Source organism: Chitinophaga pollutisoli (assembly GCF_038396755.1).
In the GTDB taxonomy this organism is placed as follows: Bacteria; Bacteroidota; Bacteroidia; order Chitinophagales; family Chitinophagaceae; genus Chitinophaga; species Chitinophaga pollutisoli.
The window spans coordinates 4,919,776-4,939,190 of sequence record NZ_CP149822.1 but is presented as its reverse complement, the minus strand read 5'-3'; the positions used below and the strand labels follow the sequence as shown (position 1 = coordinate 4,939,190).

The 19,415-nt window shown below is 42.6% G+C and carries 9 protein-coding genes and 2 pseudogenes; 7 read left to right on the top strand and 4 right to left on the bottom strand.

Annotation, left to right across the window (positions count from 1 at the left end; all coding sequences use genetic code 11):
* The first annotated feature begins 395 nt into the window (after positions 1-395).
* The 7 genes and pseudogenes from WJU16_RS20960 (at position 396) to WJU16_RS26170 (ending at position 10,384) form a co-directional block, all read left to right on the top strand.
* On the top strand, positions 396-4,736 hold the full coding sequence (locus tag WJU16_RS20960) for a CusA/CzcA family heavy metal efflux RND transporter (protein ID WP_341835359.1): 4,341 nt from the start codon (positions 396-398) through the stop codon (positions 4,734-4,736).
* Between the two features lie 66 nt (positions 4,737-4,802).
* Positions 4,803-5,960, top strand: coding sequence for an efflux RND transporter periplasmic adaptor subunit (locus WJU16_RS20955; protein ID WP_341835358.1), 1,158 nt, complete (start codon positions 4,803-4,805; stop codon positions 5,958-5,960).
* 35 nt (positions 5,961-5,995) lie between these two features.
* Positions 5,996-6,565: a cytochrome b/b6 domain-containing protein gene (locus WJU16_RS20950; RefSeq protein ID WP_286486221.1), complete on the top strand. Its 570-nt coding sequence runs from the start codon at positions 5,996-5,998 to the stop codon at positions 6,563-6,565.
* Between the two features lie 11 nt (positions 6,566-6,576).
* Positions 6,577-7,338, top strand: coding sequence for a phosphatase PAP2 family protein (locus WJU16_RS20945; protein WP_286486223.1), 762 nt, complete (start codon positions 6,577-6,579; stop codon positions 7,336-7,338).
* Between the two features lie 10 nt (positions 7,339-7,348).
* The gene (locus WJU16_RS20940; RefSeq protein ID WP_341835357.1) at positions 7,349-9,139 is read left to right on the top strand and encodes a heavy metal translocating P-type ATPase; all 1,791 of its coding nucleotides are present in this window, start codon (positions 7,349-7,351) and stop codon (positions 9,137-9,139) included.
* Positions 9,140-9,147: 8 nt separating this feature from the next.
* On the top strand, positions 9,148-9,507 hold the full coding sequence (locus WJU16_RS20935; RefSeq protein ID WP_341835356.1) for a hypothetical protein: 360 nt from the start codon (positions 9,148-9,150) through the stop codon (positions 9,505-9,507).
* Positions 9,508-9,557: 50 nt separating this feature from the next.
* Positions 9,558-10,384: pseudogene (locus WJU16_RS26170) on the top strand (RteC domain-containing protein).
* A gap of 58 nt (positions 10,385-10,442) precedes the next feature.
* Here the strand turns inward: WJU16_RS26170 and WJU16_RS26165 are convergent.
* The 4 genes and pseudogenes from WJU16_RS26165 to WJU16_RS20900 form a co-directional block, all read right to left on the bottom strand.
* A pseudogene (locus WJU16_RS26165) lies at positions 10,443-15,883 on the bottom strand (N-6 DNA methylase).
* A complete protein-coding gene (locus WJU16_RS20910) occupies positions 15,870-16,307 on the bottom strand; it encodes a DUF1896 domain-containing protein (protein WP_286486234.1) in 438 nt (145 codons plus the stop codon). Before WJU16_RS20910 ends, WJU16_RS26165 begins: the two are co-directional and overlap by 14 nt.
* Before the next feature lie 141 nt (positions 16,308-16,448).
* Positions 16,449-17,330: an ORF6N domain-containing protein gene (locus WJU16_RS20905; protein WP_341835351.1), complete on the bottom strand. Its 882-nt coding sequence runs from the start codon at positions 17,328-17,330 to the stop codon at positions 16,449-16,451.
* Positions 17,320-19,413 carry a DNA topoisomerase 3 gene (locus tag WJU16_RS20900; RefSeq protein ID WP_341835350.1) on the bottom strand — a complete coding sequence of 698 codons (2,094 nt, stop codon included), beginning with the start codon at positions 19,411-19,413 and terminating at the stop codon, positions 17,320-17,322. Before WJU16_RS20900 ends, WJU16_RS20905 begins: the two co-directional genes overlap by 11 nt.
* Positions 19,414-19,415: the final 2 nt, after the last annotated feature.

The window sequence follows — 19,415 nt, the reverse complement described above, 5'->3', positions numbered from 1 at the left end:
CCGGGAACCATCTGGAAAACCATCCACACGATGACGATTATGAACAAGACAAACAATTACCGTTTATCGTACATATCGATGTTTTGAATATCAGTTTTGTACTTGCCCCCCTTTTAGTTTTGATATAGAAACCAAAATACTTGTAGGCAAAGAACCCAAAACCTTGCCTTTGGACGATACATTTTCTGATAACAATTACCGTTCTGCCATCTGGCAACCTCCGAAATTCTGTTAATCTTTTTTGATTTCCACGATGAATCCTTTCATCGTGCATTTGCTGTTTGATAATACTTTCATTCGGGCAGTCGGTGTATTTTGTGTCCGCCTGTAGGATTTATCATGTATTGGAAACGTCAAATCTCTTTATTTATCATTTACGATTAACAGAATAAATTATGCTTACAAAAATCATTGAGTTTTCTGTAAAGAACAAACTCATTATAGCATTATTGGTTCTTGGTTTAATCGGCATTGGCTCTTATCAGGTAAGCAAATTACCGATTGATGCTGTGCCGGACATTACCAATAATCAGGTGCAGGTTATTACAATCGCTCCGTCTTTTGGGGCAACCGATATCGAACGTCTGGTTACTTTCCCAATTGAACAGGCGAACTCCAATATTTCCGGACTCAAAGAAATCCGCAGTTTCTCCCGTTTCGGATTGTCCTTGGTTACCATTGTTTTTGATGATGGTATTGATGTGTATTGGGCAAGACAACAAGTGGCAGAGCGGCTGCAACAGGTTCAGAATGAAATTCCGCAAGGTATCGGAACACCGCAATTAGGGCCGATTTCTACCGGTTTGGGCGAAATCTATCAATATGTCGTTCGTCCTAAAGAAGGTTTTGAACAAAAATACGACGTTACGGAACTCCGTACCATTCAGGATTGGATTGTGCGTCGACAGCTACTTCAGGTCAAAGGCGTAGCGGAAGTCAGCAGTTTTGGCGGTAAATTGAAGCAATACGAGATTGCCGTGAATCCCGACCGACTTAATGCTTACGGCATTACCATCAATGATGTTTTTGATGCACTGAATGCCAATAACCAGAACACCGGCGGTGCTTATATCGAAAAAGGGCCAACCGTTCTCTACATTCGGAGCGAAGGTTTGGTGGGCAATATTGAGGATATTCAAAACATTTCCATTACCAATAAAAACAACGATGTACCGCTGTTTATCCGAGATGTAGCTGATGTCAAAATTGGTTTTGCCACCCGTTACGGAGCGATGACTTACAACGATCAGGGCGAAGTTTCGGGTGCGGTGGTGATGATGCTGAAAGGTGCCAACAGTAGTCAGGTCATCAAAGATGTAAAAGCCAAAGTGGCTCAAATCCAGAAAACCCTGCCCGAAGGCGTGGTGATAGAACCCTTTCTTGACCGTACCAAAATGGTGAATAATGCCATCAGCACGGTAGAGAGAAACCTTATGGAAGGTGCTTTAATCGTGGTATTTGTCCTCGTTTTATTTCTCGGAAATTTCAGAGCCGGCTTACTCGTGGCTTCGGTGATTCCACTAGCAATGCTTTTTGCCATTTGTATGATGAACCTTTTCGGGGTGAGCGGCAATCTGATGAGTTTGGGTGCACTGGATTTTGGATTAATCATCGACGGAGCGGTCATTATTGTAGAAGCCGTCCTGCATCAGTTATCCCTCAATCCTAAGTTCAAGAGCCTGCTGAAAATTCCGTCCAATGATATGGATAGTGTAGTTACAGAATCTGCCGGAAGAATGATGAACAGTGCAGTTTTCGGACAAATTATCATCTTCATTGTGTACATTCCGATCCTAACATTGCAAGGGATTGAAGGGAAAATGTTCCGCCCGATGGCAGAAACGGTGGCGTTTGCATTATTAGGTGCATTTCTGCTTTCCCTAACCTACATTCCGATGATGAGTTCGGTTTTGTTGAAGAAAAGAAGTTTAAAACCTTCGTGGTCGGACAGGGTAATGAAGAAAGTAGAAGCGCTTTATTTGAAAACCTTGCTGAAAGTTTTACGCATTCCGAAAACCATTTTTACCATAATCGGGATATTGTTCATCACGGCAATAATTCTGCTAAGCAGAATGGGCGGCGAATTTATTCCGTCTTTGGAAGAAGGTGATTTTGCGGTGGATACCCGCGTTTTACCGGGCAGCAACCTTACCACCACGATTGAAAGTACGCAAAAAGCAGCCCATATCTTAAAAACCCGTTTCCCCGAAGTGGAAAAAGTGGTCACCAAGATAGGAAGTGGAGAAGTGCCTACCGATCCGATGCCAATGGATGCTTCGGATATGATGGTCATTCTGAAAGACAAAAAAGAATGGACTTCCGCCAAAACGTTTCCCGAATTATCAGAAAAAATGAGCAAAGCACTGGAAGATGTGCCCGGTATTACAGTTGGTTTTCAGTATCCGGTAGCGATGCGTTTTAATGAACTGATGACTGGTGCAAGACAGGATGTGGTCATCAAAATCTTTGGCGATAATCTGGATTCTTTGGTGCAAAATGCCAACCAACTCGGTAAAATCATTGAAACGGTAAAAGGTACACAAAACCTTTATATAGAACCGGTTTCCGGGCTTCCGCAGGTGGTAGTAAAATACAATCGTCCCGTGATTGCTCAGTATCATCTTTCTGTTGCAGATGTCAATCGGGTGATTAATACCGCATTTGCCGGACAGAGTACAGGTTTGGTTTTTGAAGGCGAAAAACGCTTTGATATGGTAGTACGCCTGAATGCCAGTGACCGAAAAAACATCAATAATATTCAAAATCTATTGGTTCCAACACCTGCAGGCAATCAGATCCCGCTCAATCAGCTGGCAACCGTAGATGTGGTGGAAGGTCCCAATCAAATTCAACGTGAAAATGCACAACGCCGTATTGTCGTCGGCTTCAACATCAAAGACCGTGATGTGCAAAGCATTGTGGAAGAATTGCAGGGTAAAGTGGACAAACAGATTAAACTTCCGGCCGGCTATTCTATTACGTATGGCGGTTCTTTTGAAAATCTGAACAACGCTAAACAACGGTTGATGATTGCCGTTCCGCTGGCATTGGCATTGATATTTGTCCTGTTGTTTATGGCGTTCAAGTCGATTAAAGAAAGTCTTCTGATTTACACCGCCATTCCGTTGTCGGTCATCGGAGGTGTATTTATGTTGAATTTACGCGGAATGCCTTTCAGCATCAGTGCTGCCGTTGGTTTTATCGCTCTTTTTGGCGTAGCGGTTTTGAACGGTATTGTATTGATTTCAGAATTTAACCGACTGCATAAAAACGGCATTAGAAATATCGTCAGAATTGTGATTGATGGCGGCGAAAGCCGATTGCGTCCGGTATTGATGACCGCAGCCGTTGCCTCCCTCGGCTTTATCCCGATGGCAATAAGCACAGGTGCTGGAGCAGAAGTGCAGCGACCTTTGGCGACCGTGGTAATTGGCGGACTGATATTGGCCACTTTGCTCACCCTTTTTGTCCTACCGCTTTTATATGTCAATATCGAAAATGGATTTAAAATGAAAAAACCAAAATCCAAACATGTCGCCTCTGTTCTGTTGATTTTTATGCTGTTTTCAGGAATAAAAATGAAGGCACAAACCATAATTTCTTTAGATGAAGCCGTGCAAACAGCGTTGCAAAACAATCGCAACCTGAAAAATGAAAAACTGCGTTCGGATTATGCCAAAGCATTGATTAAAACTTCTAATGCCGATATTCCGCAAACCGCAGTTACAGCAGATTACGGACAAATAAATAGTGCATACAACGATATGAAATTCGGGATTTCACAGAGCATCGCTTTTCCGACTGTGTATCAGAAACAGAAAAATTTGCATTCCGAAGAATGGAAAAAAAGCCAGTTGAATGTTTCGCTTAAAGAATTTGAACTGAAAAAAGCCGTCAGCCAAAGTTATTTCCAGATGGTGTATTGGAAAGATAAGGAAAAATTGCTGAATGAAACGTTGCAACTGTACACCCAATTTTTAGACAAAGCCAGTTTGCGTTTAAAAGCAGGAGAAAGCAATATTCTGGAAAAAACAACGGCTTCCAACCAAAAATCGGCGATTGAGATTCAGTTGAAACAAGTGCAGCAGGAAATAAAAACCTTGCAGTTGCAGTTCAGTTGGTTGCTCAATTCCGAAACGGAATATCTTCCTTTGGAAAATTCCAGACCGGTTCTTTTGCTTCAGGAAAATGCTTCGCATCCCTTGTTACATGTATTGGAACAGCAAAAAACGGTTGCCGGCAAACAAACCGAAGTGGAAAAATCCAGACTTCTTCCGGGTTTGCAAATCGGTTATAATCTCAATTCGTTCAAAGGTATGGGACCTGATGATAAACTGTATTCTGCTACACCACAGTTTCATTCGGTGATGGTAGGTGTTGGCATTCCAATATTTTCAGGCGGACAAAAGGCAAGAATTCACGCTTCTAAAGTGGCGGAAAGCATTGCGGAAAACGATTGGCATAATACGGAATTTGCATTAGAGAAAAAACAGCAACAGCTCAAGCAAATGTATCAAACGAATCTCGAAATCATCAACCGTTACGAAACTGATGAACTGAAAAATGCAGACATCATTACCAAAACAGCACAGCAACAATTCATTAACGGAGAAATCAATTATCTGGAATTTGTAATGCTCGTCAATCAGGCAGTTTTGCTCAAAAGCAATTATGCAGATGCCCTATTGAAACTAAACGAAAGCGTGGTTGAACTGAATTATATCACGATTCAGTAGTTGATGAACAGGATATTTTAAACAGTAAACAGAATTTTTCAAATCAATATATAATTAGACAAGAAAATGAAAATATTAAAATTATACGGTTCTTATTTTTTGGTCTTGATAGTACTGCTTTCCGCAGTTCAATGTCAACAAAAACAAGAAACCACCGCCACCAAAACTGCAAATCCGAAAGACGAAAACACGGTTATTTTCACCGATGCACAGTTACACAATACCCCCATTGAAACCGCGGAACTGTCGATGCAGCATATTTCCACCGTATTGAAACTCAACGGTAAAATTGATGTACCACCGCAAAATCTGGTTTCCGTAAGTACACCGCTGGGCGGCTATCTGAAAAGCACCCGCCTTTTGCCAGGGATGAAAGTAGTTAAAGGTCAGGTAATTGCCGTTATTGAAAATCCGCAGTTTGTACAGTTGCAGCAGGATTATCTGATGGCAAAATCCAAATACCACTTTGCCCAACTGGATTATAACCGACAAACTAAGCTCAACCAAAGCCAGGCAAGTAGTGATAAAGTGATGCAGCAGGCACAATCCATTATGAGCGATCAGCAAATTCTGATGAATTCCATTGCCCAGCAACTGAAGTTGGTCAACATAAATCCGGCTAAGATATCTGCCGGAAATATTCAGCAGAGCGTACCTGTCTATAGTACCATCAACGGTTTTGTGAGCAAGGTGAATGTGAATGTAGGCAAATATGTAACGTCTTCGGATGTGCTGTTTGAACTCATCAATCCTTCTGATATTCACCTCAATTTAAAAGTGTATGAAAAGGATTTGGAAATGCTGAAAACCGGGCAACAGATTGTGGCTTATACCAATGTAGATCCTTCAAAAAAATATGCCGGTGAAATTTTGCTGACGAGTAAAGACGTGGACGGAAGCGGCATGGCTGAGGTTCATTGTCATTTTGAAAAATACGATCCTGCACTCATTCCCGGAATGTATATGAATGCCGAAGTGAAAACAGAAAATTCTTTTGCAAATGCTATTCCGGAAGAAAGCGTGGTGGATTTTGAAGGGAAAAGTTATGTCTTTACAGAAACCGGGAAACAGACCTGGAAGATGGTCCCGGTCACATTGGGAATTTCCGAAAATGGCTTTGTTGAAATCCTCAACTTTGCTGATTTTCAAGGTAAGAAAATCGTGGTTAAAAACGCCTATACCTTATTGATGAAGTTGAAAAATACCAGTGAAGATGAAGAATAACAGTCAGATAAAATCTGATATAAAAATTTAAAATAATGAGAAATTCAACAAAAATATTTACCCCGCTTCATCGTGGTTTACACTGGGGCACAGCTCTACTAATGACGGTTTTGTTTATCACCGGATTTCTTCGGATCAACTGGATGGGTAAAAAAGCCATTCTGGGAGCTATTGAAAAAAATATGCAAGGCATTGATTTAACCAATGAACAAACCATCGTAACAGTAAAAAGCATTCTGGACCCTATGTGGCAATGGCACGAATATGCAGCGTATGTTTTCTTTGTAATCATTGCGGTTCGCATCATTTATATGTTGGTAAAGGGCATTCGTTTTCCAAATCCTTTTTCGGCAAATACATCAGCAAAAGAAAAATTTCAGGGATTTATTTATCTGCTATTTTACTTGTTTGTGATTGTTTCATCCATCACCGGAGCCTACCTGAAATGGTGGAATGGAGACCTGAAAGATACAATGGAAACCATTCATAAATGGGCAATTTACTGGTTTCCGATTTTTATTATTTTGCATTTTGGCGGGATTTGGCTGGCAGAAAAAACAGCTCAAAAGGGAATTGCTTCCAAAATGATTGGCGGAGATGATTAATAAATTTAAGAATGAGACATTTATTATTGATACTCATATTGTGCGTTTATCAATTGGGAATAGCACAAACGGATAGTTTGGTAACAGGTCAAAAGATGGATCAATCATTTGACCACGCCTATCAATTTAAATATAAAAAGCTGATTGTACCTTCTGTTTTTATCGGATACGGAATCCTGAGCCTGACGTCTGATGATCTGAAACAGCTGAACCGTTCCACCCAATATGAAATTGGGGAGCATCAGCCGGATAAAATAAAACTGGATAATTATACCCAATACGTACCTGCAATATTGGTTTATGGATTAAATGCTATTGGACTTAAAGGAAAACATAATTTGAAAGACCGAAGTATTATTTTAGGCACATCGTTGCTGATTTCAAGTGCTGTCGTATTACCTACCAAGCATTTGGTGAGAGAAGAACGACCAGATGGTTCTAATAATTTGTCGTTTCCTTCGGGACATACTACAACTGCTTTTACAACAGCACATTTTATGTTCCGTGAATATCAGGATGAAAATATTTGGTTAAGTTTGTCTGGTTATCCAATTGCTGTTTTTACGGGAGTTTATCGCATTTTGAATGATAAACATTGGGTGGGTGATGTGGTTGCAGGTGCCGGTATTGGAATTCTCTCCACAGAAGTTGCCTATTGGTTGTTCCCAAAAGTCAGTAAATTATTTTCAAAAGATCATAGCAAAAATAGTGCTCTTGTATATCCGTTTTATCAAAATAAAACAATGGGATTAGGTTTGTCTTTAAACTTTTAAAATTATAAAAATGAAAAATATATATAAATTCATTATCGTTCTCAGCATTGCCTTAGTGGCACTTGTTCTGGAATTTATCCTGAAAGAACCGCATTATGCTAAAATCTTAATTACGGCAACCGGCATTTTGATGTCCATTGTTCTTCTGAAAGGAATGATCGACGTGCTTCGTTCCGGGAATTTTGGCGTGGATATTTTGGCGATTTCTGCCATTGCTGCAACCTTAGCTGTTGGTAATTATTGGGCGGCACTCATTATCCTCATTATGATTACCGGAGGTGATTCGTTGGAAGATTATGCCCAGAAAAAAGCCCGGAAAGATTTAAAATCATTGCTTGATAATACACCCCGAATTGCTCATAAAAAAACAGGAAACGATTTACATGATGTTCCTGTGGAGGATATTAAAATCGGTGACATCATCATCGTAAAACCCAAGGAAATTATTCCCGTGGACGGAATTTTACTGAGTGGAGAGGTGCTGCTGGACGAATCTTCGCTCACGGGCGAATCCAAACCCGTCAACAAAACCAAAGGCAACGGCTTATGGTCGGGTTCGGTGAATGGTTCGGGAGCCATTACCATTCAGGTTTCCAAACTCGCCAAAGACAGCCAGTACCAGCAACTCGTGCAATTGGTGCATAATTCCGAAAAAGAGCCGGCACATTTTGTGCGAATGGCGGATCGGTACGCTTTGCCTTTTACCATCGTTGCTTTTTTAATTGCCGGAATTGCTTATTTGATTACCAAAGATCCCAACCGCATTGCCGAAGTGTTGGTGGTGGCTTCGCCCTGCCCGCTGATTCTGGCGGCTCCCATTGCCCTGATAGCCGGAATGAGCCGTTCCAGCAGAAATGGGGTGGTGATAAAATCCGGGACTGTCATCGAAAAACTGGACAGAATGAAAGCCATCGCCTTCGATAAAACCGGAACCTTAACCAAAGGCGATCTTACTGTGGACGACATCATCCCGGAAAATTCTTATTCGCAAGACGAACTGATTGATTTTGTAGCCAGCGTAGAACAGCAGTCTTCCCACGTTTTGGCGGTTTCGGTGATGAAATATATCGGCGATAAACCGATTCCTCTGGCAACAGATTTAAAGGAAATAGAAGGAAATGGTATTGAAGGAAAAGTAAACGGCAAACTGGTGAAAGTGGGTAAACTGAATTTTGTAACGACCGAACCCATTTCAATTAAAACGGAAAAAACCTCGTTGTTTGTTTCGGTGAATGACAAATATGCAGGGGAAATCACCTTTACCGATGAAGTGCGTCCCGAAGCCCGGCAAACCATTGCCCAATTAATAAAAATGGGTATCCAAAAAATTATGATGATTTCCGGCGACAAGCAAAGTATTTCTGAAAACATTGCCAAAGAAATTGGCATTACGGAAGTGCACGGTGGCTGTTTGCCGGAAGACAAACTGAAAATCCTGAAAAGTATGCCCGGCGAATTTCGTCCGGTTGTAATGGTGGGTGATGGCGTGAACGATGCGCCGTCGTTAACCGTTGCCGATGTAGGCATTGCGATGGGTGCTAAAGGATCGAGTTCCGCCAGCGATTCGGCAGATGTCGTGATATTAAGAGATAATCTGCAAAAAGTGAGTGATACCATTCTCATTTCCAAAGAAACAATGAAGATTGCCCGTCAATCCGTTTTCATTGGCATTGCCGTTTGTACCGTGCTGATGCTGATTGCAGCCTTCGGTGTTTTACCGGCATTGATTGGTGCAGGATTGCAGGAAGTGGTGGATGTGATTTCCATTACCTCGGCATTAAGGGCTTTGAAGGACAGGTAAAATAAACTATGGATGGGCAACTAAAAATCAGAAACGTATATCTATCAGATTTACACTTTATACGTTCCATATACAACGAAGCGAACGGTAATGCTGATGCTTTGACAGAAGCATTTGGTTTGCCCTTGGCGTTGGTCGATTGCCAAAAACAGGTAATCGGCTATGCCTCCGTGGTGTTTAATTCGTCCAATGAACCGGAAATAAAACAGTTATTCAAAAAAGGTTTTGAGCAGAAAGAAATCGGAGAAACAATGAATAAATATGCAGAAAAAGTCTTACGGTCAATGTTGGAAGATAATGGACAGAACTATTCAGGCATTAGGAGATACATTGAGCGGTTTGTCGATTGGTTAAGGTGGTGCGTTTGACAGCACTGACAATTTTCAAAATGCAAACCTATATATAATGGTAATAAAAAATGGAAGTATATTACAATGAAACACGCAGTAAGTTGGAAAGGGAAATCGCCGCAATTGAGCTTGATATTGACAATCCCTTACAACGCATAGAAGTTATTATACCTCTAATTGTGCAATGCTTGTCGGAAATGAAAGAATTTGTTTTAAAAATGGGTTTCAATAACAAAGACAATGAAATTCGTTTTTTCAAATATCAAAAACCTGCCATTGTTGCGAAACTCATCTTTTACAATGCAATTTATAAGATAGAGGCAAAAATCCATTCGGAGGAAAAGAAGTTGTAGAAAACTACCTCAACAAAGAAATGTCGGAACTCAAAAGGTTTTATGACCGAAATATTGAGTTCTGCAAATATTACAGAACCGACAGTACCTATCTTGATTGCAAATATTTTGTTCGTGGACAGCACGACATCAAGTTAAGTTTAGATACCGTTTATTTTGAAACAGACCATCGGTTCTCTACTTCCCACGATTATAAAGTAGCGAAAATTATAGCGAATGACCGGATACAGGTCTATCTTGAAGACCAGCTACATAACTATCAGAATAGAAAGTCGTTTGCTAATTCGCCCTTAAATTGGACGGGAACTAAAGCGGCAGCGACCGAATTGATTTACGCAGTGCATTCGCAAGGTGTATTTAACAATGGGAATACAGACATTATTACCATTGTTAGATTTTTTGAAAACCATTTTAATATTGACTTGGGCGATTTTTACCATACATTTTTAGAACTCAAGTCCCGAAAAATGAACCGCACAAAATTCCTTGACAGCCTGCGTGATGCCCTGATTAAGAGAATGGACGAACAGGACGAGCGGTAGCAGTCATTAGATAGAAGATAAAAAGTAAGAGCGGACTTTGCAGATCCGCTCTTACTTTTTACAATATCCCTCTTGGCAAATGAACCCCTTTTGTCCGAATAATACTCTCCGAAACCTTTGGCGTTTCTTGCTTTTTTTCGACCTGTTCCGCAGGTTCTCCTTTTTTCTCCGGTTCGATTGATAGCTGTATCTTCCGCTCGATAGAAGCCAGCTCAGTTTTGAGTTCACTCAGTCGGCTCTCCTTAGTCCACGTACCATTAACGACCTCCTGAAGCACAGGTATATCCTTTTGGTAACTCGCAATGCTTTCTTGTTCCTTTACCATAAGTGGCGGTATTTTTTCCAACGCTCTCAAAAAGTTTAAAGAGGCGGTTTCAGGGTCTTTGGCAATCACACCAAAATTGTGATTGTACTTAATGTTACCCTCTCCCTGTATAAAAAATCGGTTTACCCGAATATCTACGCCGTCTTTTTCGGACATTTCCGTTTTAACCAATAGCTGAAAACCGTACAAACTGCCAATCTCCTGATAATCCCCACCTGTACGGGCTTTGTCTGCAATTTCATTGAGCTTGGTTCCAATCTGTTTAACGTTCGCATTGGGCGGTAAGCCCTCCAACTGAACAGGATTTAAGATTTTACCGTCCTGCCGTTTCTGTATGCGTTTCTGTAAATTATCCCAATCCGTTGTCATTCGGTTGAGGCGTGATTTAGCTTGGTCAAACTCTTTTGTATAATCTTCCAATTTGGCTTTGGCACTGTACTTGGAACGGGTAAAGGCTTGCTTTTCGCTTTCCAATCCGGCAACCTGTTTTTCAACCCGTGCCTTATCCAGCAGGTCTGTATTGCCTGACAGGATTGCCACGTATTCAGAGAAATTCATACCCGATTTTTCGTCCATACTGCCCTCGTCAATAGTTCGTTTGCCGAGATTGTTGGATTTTAATTGGTCGATGAATAGCTGTTTATTGAACAGCAGGTTGAATTTATAGCTATCCAGCGATTTCTCAACAGCGTAAATAAGTACATCAACTTTGTTATTGGCAAAATGCTTGGCAATTTCATTGCCTTTGCGGATTGCCCTGCCGTCACGCTGGGCAAGGTCAGACGGCCGCCACGGCGTATCTAAATGATGCACGGCAACCGCCCGTTTCTGTGCGTTTACGCCCGTACCGAGCATACTTGTTGAGCCGAACAGCACACGGATTTTGCCCTCATTCATTCCTTTGATAAGGGCTTTACGCTGATTGTCGGTTTTGGCTTCCTGAATAAACCGGATTTCATTCGCTGGTATGCCGTGGTCTTCCACGAGCTTGCGTTTGATTTCCGAGTACACATTCCACTCGTTCGGCTTGTAGGTTCCCAAATCCGAGAATACGAACTGCGTTCCTTTCTGTGCGTTGAATTTGTTGTAATATTTTGCAATATTTTCGGCACAGTGCGAGGCTTTGTTATCGGGGTGGTCTTCGTAAATTCCGCTTACCATTCGCATATCCAAAGACATCTTACGGGCGTAGTCCGTAGCGATAAGCATTTTGGCTTTTTCTTCCGATTTTGACAGCGGTAATCTGCCTAACAACGTCGCATCGCCGGACTTCGCAAATCCCATAAGGTTTTGTATAAATTCCTCTTGGTCCGGCGTAGGCGGAATATTGTACAGGATTTCATTTTTTTCGGGGCGGTCAATGCCAATATCTTTGGCAGTCCTGTAATCCGTAATTTCAGAGTAGAACTGTGCCAGCTCCGGTACTTTGATGAAATAACGGAAGCGTTCTTTTGCTACAATATTGTTAGCTACCGAAAATTCATAATCCGTTGTTTTACGGGCATAAATTGCAGCCCAAGCATCGAAACAGTTAATACCCTGTTTCTCTAATGCTCGTGGCCGCAGGTATTTGAACAGCAGGTACAGCTCCGTTAATGAATTGCTGATAGTTGTTCCCGATAGAAAGGTTGCGCCCATATCGGCATCAATACGCTCCTGAATGGTACGGATAGCAAACAGCAGGTTCATTGCCTTTTGGCTGCCGTCCACGTTACCCATCCGGCAACTCTACTATGACGGGTATTGAACATCAGGTTTTTGAATTGGTGGCTTTCGTCAATGAACAAATGGTCAATGCCCATCATTTTAAAGTCCACAATATCATCTTTGCGGTTCTCAATATCGTGCTGTAAAGTTTTTAGCTTCACTTCGAGATTGTCCTTTCGCTTGATAGCTCCAGCGAGCATACCCCTTGTTACTTCCGCACCGTCTGCCTCCATTGCGTAGAGGTTACGCTCCACATTATCCAATTCTATTTCGAGGATTTCCTTTTGGATTTCGGGGCTTTGCGGTATCATACCGAATTGGTCGTGCGTGAGTATCACACAATCCCAATCATTGTTTTTAATATCCCCGAAAATCCGCAGGCGTTTTTGTGGTGTAAAATCTTCTTTGCCCGGAAACAATATTTTAGCGTGGGGATAGGCTGTGCGGTAGGCTTCGGCAATTTCGTGAACATTGCTTTTTAACCCGATTATCATTGGTTTGTGCGCTAAGCCCAATCGCTTCATTTCCTGTGCTGCCGTACACATTATGAGTGTTTTCCCAGCACCGACCTCGTGGTCGCAGATTGCACCGCTGTTCAGCTTAATCATCCAAACAGTGTCCTTTTGGCTACTGTACAGGTCTTCGATACCCAAACCTTTGCGGTCTAAGCCTGCAAAGTCCTGATGAGAACCGTCATAATTGGGGCGTACAAAACAGTTAAACGTATCGTTGTATTGGTCGGTAAGCCTTGTTTTAAATTCGTCGGATTGTGCAAAGAGCCAATCGGTAAAAGCGGAGCGGATTTCGTCAATTTTGGTATTAGCCATTTGTACGGCTTCCATATCCCTGACCTTGACTTCCTGCCCGTCCACCTCGATTTTTTTCGTTATATCAGGCGTTGTATTCACAAGGGCGTGCTTCAGCAGGGCAACGCCGTCAAACGTCCGGCCTTCTGCCTTTACCGCATACTTTACCCAAATATTTTGGTTTCCCTGATTACAGATTACCGAAAAATCATCGGAGCTGTCCGAATAGTGGATTTTCACATCTGCATCAAACAGGTGCGAGGCAAATTTGGCATAAATGCCTGTGGGTATCCAGCGTTCGCCGAGGTTGAAGTCCAGCTCCTCAAATTCGATACGTCTAGGTCGGGCATCCTCCAATACCGTAAGGCTTTGTTTGGCTTCCTTATCTTCGGGATTTTGTTCAACGTAGGCTCTGATTTCTTTGGCTTTTTCCACTACGTTACCAGCTATCCAGCGTTCGGCAATCTCGTACTCCCTTTCCAATGGATTGTAAAAAATACGACCGTGTAAATGCTCTTTCAGGGCATCGGCAGTCATATTGCTGATTTCGGACATATAGTCCAAATCAACTGCCCCGTATTTGTTCAGCGAGGAAGCCAATGCTTCCTGCGGATTGTCGGTTGCCAATGTGGTGGTAGAAAAACTTACCGGGTGGCTGAATATATCCGCTTTCTGAACGATACCGCCTTTTACACGCTCCAAATACGGGATTTCTTTTCCGGCACTGTCTGTTTTAATCAGCTTGATATTATCGGCACTGTTCAGGTTGCTGTACTTTTTTACAAAGGCATCGTACAGACGGTTAAGGTTTTCCCTTTCTTCCTTATGTTCGGTTTGTTTTTCGGCTTCCTTTTTATACAGGTCGTTGTAGGTATCACGTACTGCGATATAGGCTTCGGCTCTTGCTTTTTGGGGAGGCGATAATTGCAAGGGGTGGAACATTGCCGTTTTATCATCCTTATCAACCTCCTGCAAATAGCCCACCCAGCCGTTATCTACCACAAGGCAATCGTTACGGTGGAATGATTGTAATTCCTGACTGTATAAAGCAGGTTCGGGAACAGAGGCAGGAACAGCGACGGAAACGTCTGGCTGATTAGCCAGGTTATTTCCGTCCGGCTGTGAAAATAAATCTCCAATTACTTCCGGTTTTATACTTTTGGGTTCGGAGGTTCTATTGACCTTGCCATTGGGAGCAGGCTGCGTGTACGGCTGTTGCATTGCCCCACTGAATAAGTCCGGTTGGCGACCGATAGGCGTTCTATGGCGGTTATTGGTCTGCCTTTGGGCTCTTGTGGTTCGCTTAGGCGGAGCAAGAACGGCGACGGTTTCGCCTGCATTCTCAAACAAGTCGAAAATACTAAGCTGCACTTGTTCCTGTGGGCTTTCCTGTACTGTGGGAGCTGGTGTAAAGCGAGGTTGTTCCGGTTGGAAGATTTCACGCTCCATAACCGGAGGCGGAGGTGTTACCGTTGGTTGCACCGGAATTTGTACGATAGGCTCATTGTTGCTTTCGCCTGTGTACAAAGACCAATTCAGGTGCTTTCCAAAATCATCGGAAAGCATTTGTTTGAGGTCTTTTGCAATGCCCTCAACACCGTCTTTGTGCGTATAGATTATAGCAGGTTGCCCGTAAGGGTCTGTATCTAATTTCCGGTCGGTATGAACAGCCCGAACAGGATTTTCCAGCAACACATTAACCGATACGTTATCCGTGTTGAGGTAACTTTCACAAAAACGGTTTTCTCGCCAAGAAAGCTCTTGCTTTGTACTGTCTTTTTGGAGTATGATTAAATCGCTGCCGACCTCCGTACCTGCATAATCTGTAAACAGGTTATTGGGTAAGCGGATTGCAGATACCAAATTGTTGTTTTCCATTAATGCCCTGCGTATCGGCTCATTCTTTGGGCTGTTTAAAATTCCCTGTGAAGTAATGAATGCCTGTAAACCGCCCTCACGGAGCATATCATTTGCTTTCAGAAAGAAATAATTATGAATGCTTCGGGCAGCCTGTATTTTTGCTGGGTCTTTGCTTCGGGAATAAGAAAGGTCGAACACGGAGGTATCGCCGAAAGGGACATTGCTTGCAATTACATCATAGCTGTTGTGTTCCTTTTCGGGGATTTCCTCAAAGCCGCTCACACGGATATTGCTTTCAGGATAAAGGTGTTTTAAGATTTTGCCCGTAAGCAAGTCTTTTTCATAGGCAGTTACCTTAGTTTGGCTCTCTGCAAAGGACTGAACAAAAGACCCGATACCTGCCGACGGTTCGAGAAATTTGTCGATGTTCAGACCGTTATCTTTTAATGTGGTGGATATAGCGTTGATGATTTCCGGAGGCGTATAAAAAGCGGTCAGTACCGAGCTTTTCATACTTTCAACGTATCGGCGGTATTGCTTTTCGTCCGTTGCGTTTTCTTTTAATAGCTGGTGGAGCTCCTGCGTAATCGGGAATAAATCGTGTTCGGTTTTTCGCCAATTATTAATATCTATTTCGTACGCTACGGGGTTTAAAATGAATTTAAGACCGCCAAATCCGCTGTAACGCATCATTAGCAGTCTTTCCTCTGCGGTGGCTTGCCGTTGTTCTTTTTCTAAGGTAAAAGCAATCCGCAGGGCTTCAATATTGTGCAGGAGGTGCTGCCGTTTACTGAAGCCCATTTTCCTCAATCCATATTGCGATAGTTCCGGTTACTTCCGTGTAGAGCTTGTCAAACTCGTAGGTGTAAGCGAAATCATCGGTTAATTGGTACTTTTCAAATACAGGCGCACAGACAGGGAACATTTTTAGGGCAAATGGTCGCAGTTCCTCGTCTGCCATAAGGGTATCAAACTCATTGCATACCACCTGAAAAATGGTATCAAACTTGGAGAAGTGCAAGCCCTCAAAAAGTATGTAATTGGCTATCTCGTCGCATTTGTCGATAGCATTGCCGGAACTGAACGCACCCTCGTAAGCATTTGCAGCCCACGATGCACGCTGGTCGATAAATTTTTGGTCGTGCGCTTTTTCAGGAAAGCTACTGTTAAGGTGTTCTTGCAGTCGTAATCTGTAATACGACAAGTCTTTTTGCTGTGTACTCATAATAATTTTTGTTTAGAAATTTTGCGTAAAGCCTAAAATTAGAGCAGGCAGCAAATGCCTTTGAAGATGTGGCAGGGTTTGGCTTTGAAAGGCAGGATTTGTCGCAACAGGGCATAAAAAAGCCTCTGAATTTTCAGAGGCTTAGTTGTTATTCAGGAGTTGGAGCATCCTGCCGACTTCTATATCCATTCGGGAAAATGCGAACCACTTTTTACCCAAATCTTTGAGCGAGGCTCCGATATGATACAGCTCCATTTGGTCGATTATCAAAAATCGGTCGTGGGCATCAGGGAACAGCTCAATTTCTATCGGGGCATATTGACTGTTGTAGCGTTGCACGTCCAGCCGTAGCTGATTGCTGATAGCTTTGGTGTAGATTTTTGCCGTTACATTATCCTTGCGTTTGCCCAACAAGGTCAGCACTGTATCATCTGCATAATTGTCGAGCAGGATAATGGAGCTTTCGGCATTTCGGATAATATCAGCTACAAACTTGTAGGCATCAAATACCTGCCCGTTGTAGAAGATACCTTTTTCGCTGTGGAGCTTGTCGCTTTCCAAAGCCTTAAATATTTCCTCGATTTTTTGGTCTGCCTGTAATTGCCTGATTTCGATTTTATCCAAACGATGAAACAAAGAGGCGTTACTGATAAGCATACGCCGCATTTCTACAAAGGCATCCATTATCTCAATACTTACCCTTACGGCAACATCAGAACGCAACACAGCCGAGAGCATTGCGATACCTTGTTCGGTAAAAACGTAGGGCAAATACCGTCTTCCGCCTCGCCCTACGTTTGAGGTTCCAATTTGGAACCTCAAAAAATCGCTTTCCTCATCGGTCAGTTGAAAGCAGAATTTATCGGGGAACCTGTCTAAATTCCGTTTTACGGCTTTGTTCAGTATTTTGGTTTCTACCTGATACAAAGTTGCGAGGTCGCTATCCAGCATTACTTGTTTATCCCGAATGGTATAAATCAGATTGCTGATTTCTTTGGGTATAATGGTTGGCTTATTTTCCATTGCGTTTAGTGCTTTTCTTTTTCTCAAACTCAAAGGAACTTTCGGCGTTCTCATTCAACACGATGTAGGCATCGAATTTCTTTCCGGCTTTGCTTTTCATTCCCTTAATCAGACCCGTTTTGCCGTTATTGACAAGGCTTGTAATATCGGCTATGCTTAATTGCACTTCGCAAACTTTGCGGAACTGTACCCAATTACAATGTTCGTCAGGGCATTTTACAATCTTATCACGGATGATAAGTTGCTGGCTTTTGCATTTCGGGCAGGTCAGTTTCGGCAGGTTCTCATTTGCAATAGAGGTTTGCAGCAGCTCGTCTGTTATAGACTTTGCATAGGCTTCCATTTCCCTAAGAAATACCCGTGCATCAACTTCGTTGTTTTCGATTTTCTGCAAAGCCAATTCCCATTCGGCGGTCATAGCTACGTCCGCAATTTTGCGGTCTTTTACCAATTCATATACCTGCAATCCTTTCTCCGTTGGTATTAAGGCTTTTTTATCCCGTTGGATATAATTACGGGTAAACAGGGTTTCGATTATGGCGGCTCTTGTGGCAGGCGTACCGATACCGATATTTTGCAGGGCTTTCCGTTCGTCCTCGTTTTCGATTTCCCTGCCTGCGTTTTCCATTGCCGACAATAGTCCGGCTTCGGTAAACAGCACAGGCGGTTTGGTTTTCTTCTCCAAAACGGAGGCTTCTTTTATTTTCAGTTCGTCGCCCTTTCTCAGTTCGGGCAAGTCCCGTATCGGTTCGGTATCTTCGTCCGAGAAATTGCCTTTTATGGAACGCCAGCCAGCCTCTAAAATCTTACAGCCTTTCAGGGTAAAATCGTAGTGCGACACTTCCAATGCTATATCCGTTACTTCTTTTACACAGGCTTGTGATATGGCTTCGAGCAGTCGAAAGGCAATCATATTGTACACCTTTGTTTCGTCCGCATTCAGGGCAGACGGGATTTTGTCGGTTATGAGTAAACCGTGGTGGTCTGTTACTCGCAAATCGTTTACAATTCGCTTATTGAACCGCCCCCATTTTAATTTTGATACCGCTTGCCTGAAATTATCGTTGTCCTGCAAAGCCCTGACAAGGTTGGGAACTTCCGCCCACATATCTTCAGGAATATATTTGCTTCCGGTACGGGGATAGGTAATAAATTTCTTTTCGTACAGGCTTTGGGCGATATTGAGCGTTTGGTCGGCGGATAGATTGAGCTTTTTGTTGGCTTCCTTTTGCAGTCCTGTCAGGTCAAACAATAAAGGCGGTTGCTCCGTTACGTTTTTACTTTCCCCCGAAATCACCGTAGCAGTTCCGTGTCGTTGGATTGACCGCAATGTATCTTCCGCTAACTTTTGTTCGTCCCATTTGGATTTGGAGATACTTTTAAAATCTATATCCTCTTTGTGGTGCAAAAGCTGAATTTGCCAATACTTCTTAATAGAGAAATTTTTGTTTTCCAAATAGCGTTTGCAAATCAGAGCCAATGTAGGTGTTTGTACTCTGCCCAATGAATAAATGCCGTTTCCTGCGGAAATACTCAACGCTTGGGTGGCATTGATGCCCACCAGCCAATCGGCACGGCTTCTGCCTTGCGCAGCCTGATACAATCCGTCAAATGCTTTGCCGTCTTTCAGGCTGTCAAACCCTTGCTTGATTGCTTTTTCGGTAAGCGAGCTTATCCAAAGCCGCTCAAAGGGTTTGCTGCATTTCAGGTATTCGTAAATATACCTGAAAATTAACTCGCCCTCACGTCCTGCATCAGTAGCAACAATAATGCTGTCGCTTTTATGAAACAAATCTTTGATGATTTTTAGTTGCTTCATTGCGCCAGCATCGGGTTGATAGCCTTTTTCTTTTTTGACCTTTTTAACGGTCAATATAAACGGGTTCGGGAGGATAGGCAATGAAGCCTTATCAAACCTCGAAATCCCGTAGTCTTCAGGCATTCCCAAGCCAATTAAATGACCGAACGCCCACGTAACAAAATAGCCGTTGCCCGTTAGATAACCGTCCTTTTTATCGGAAGCTCCCAACAAGCTAGCTATTTCTCTTGCTACGCTTGGTTTTTCTGCAATAACTGTTTTCATAA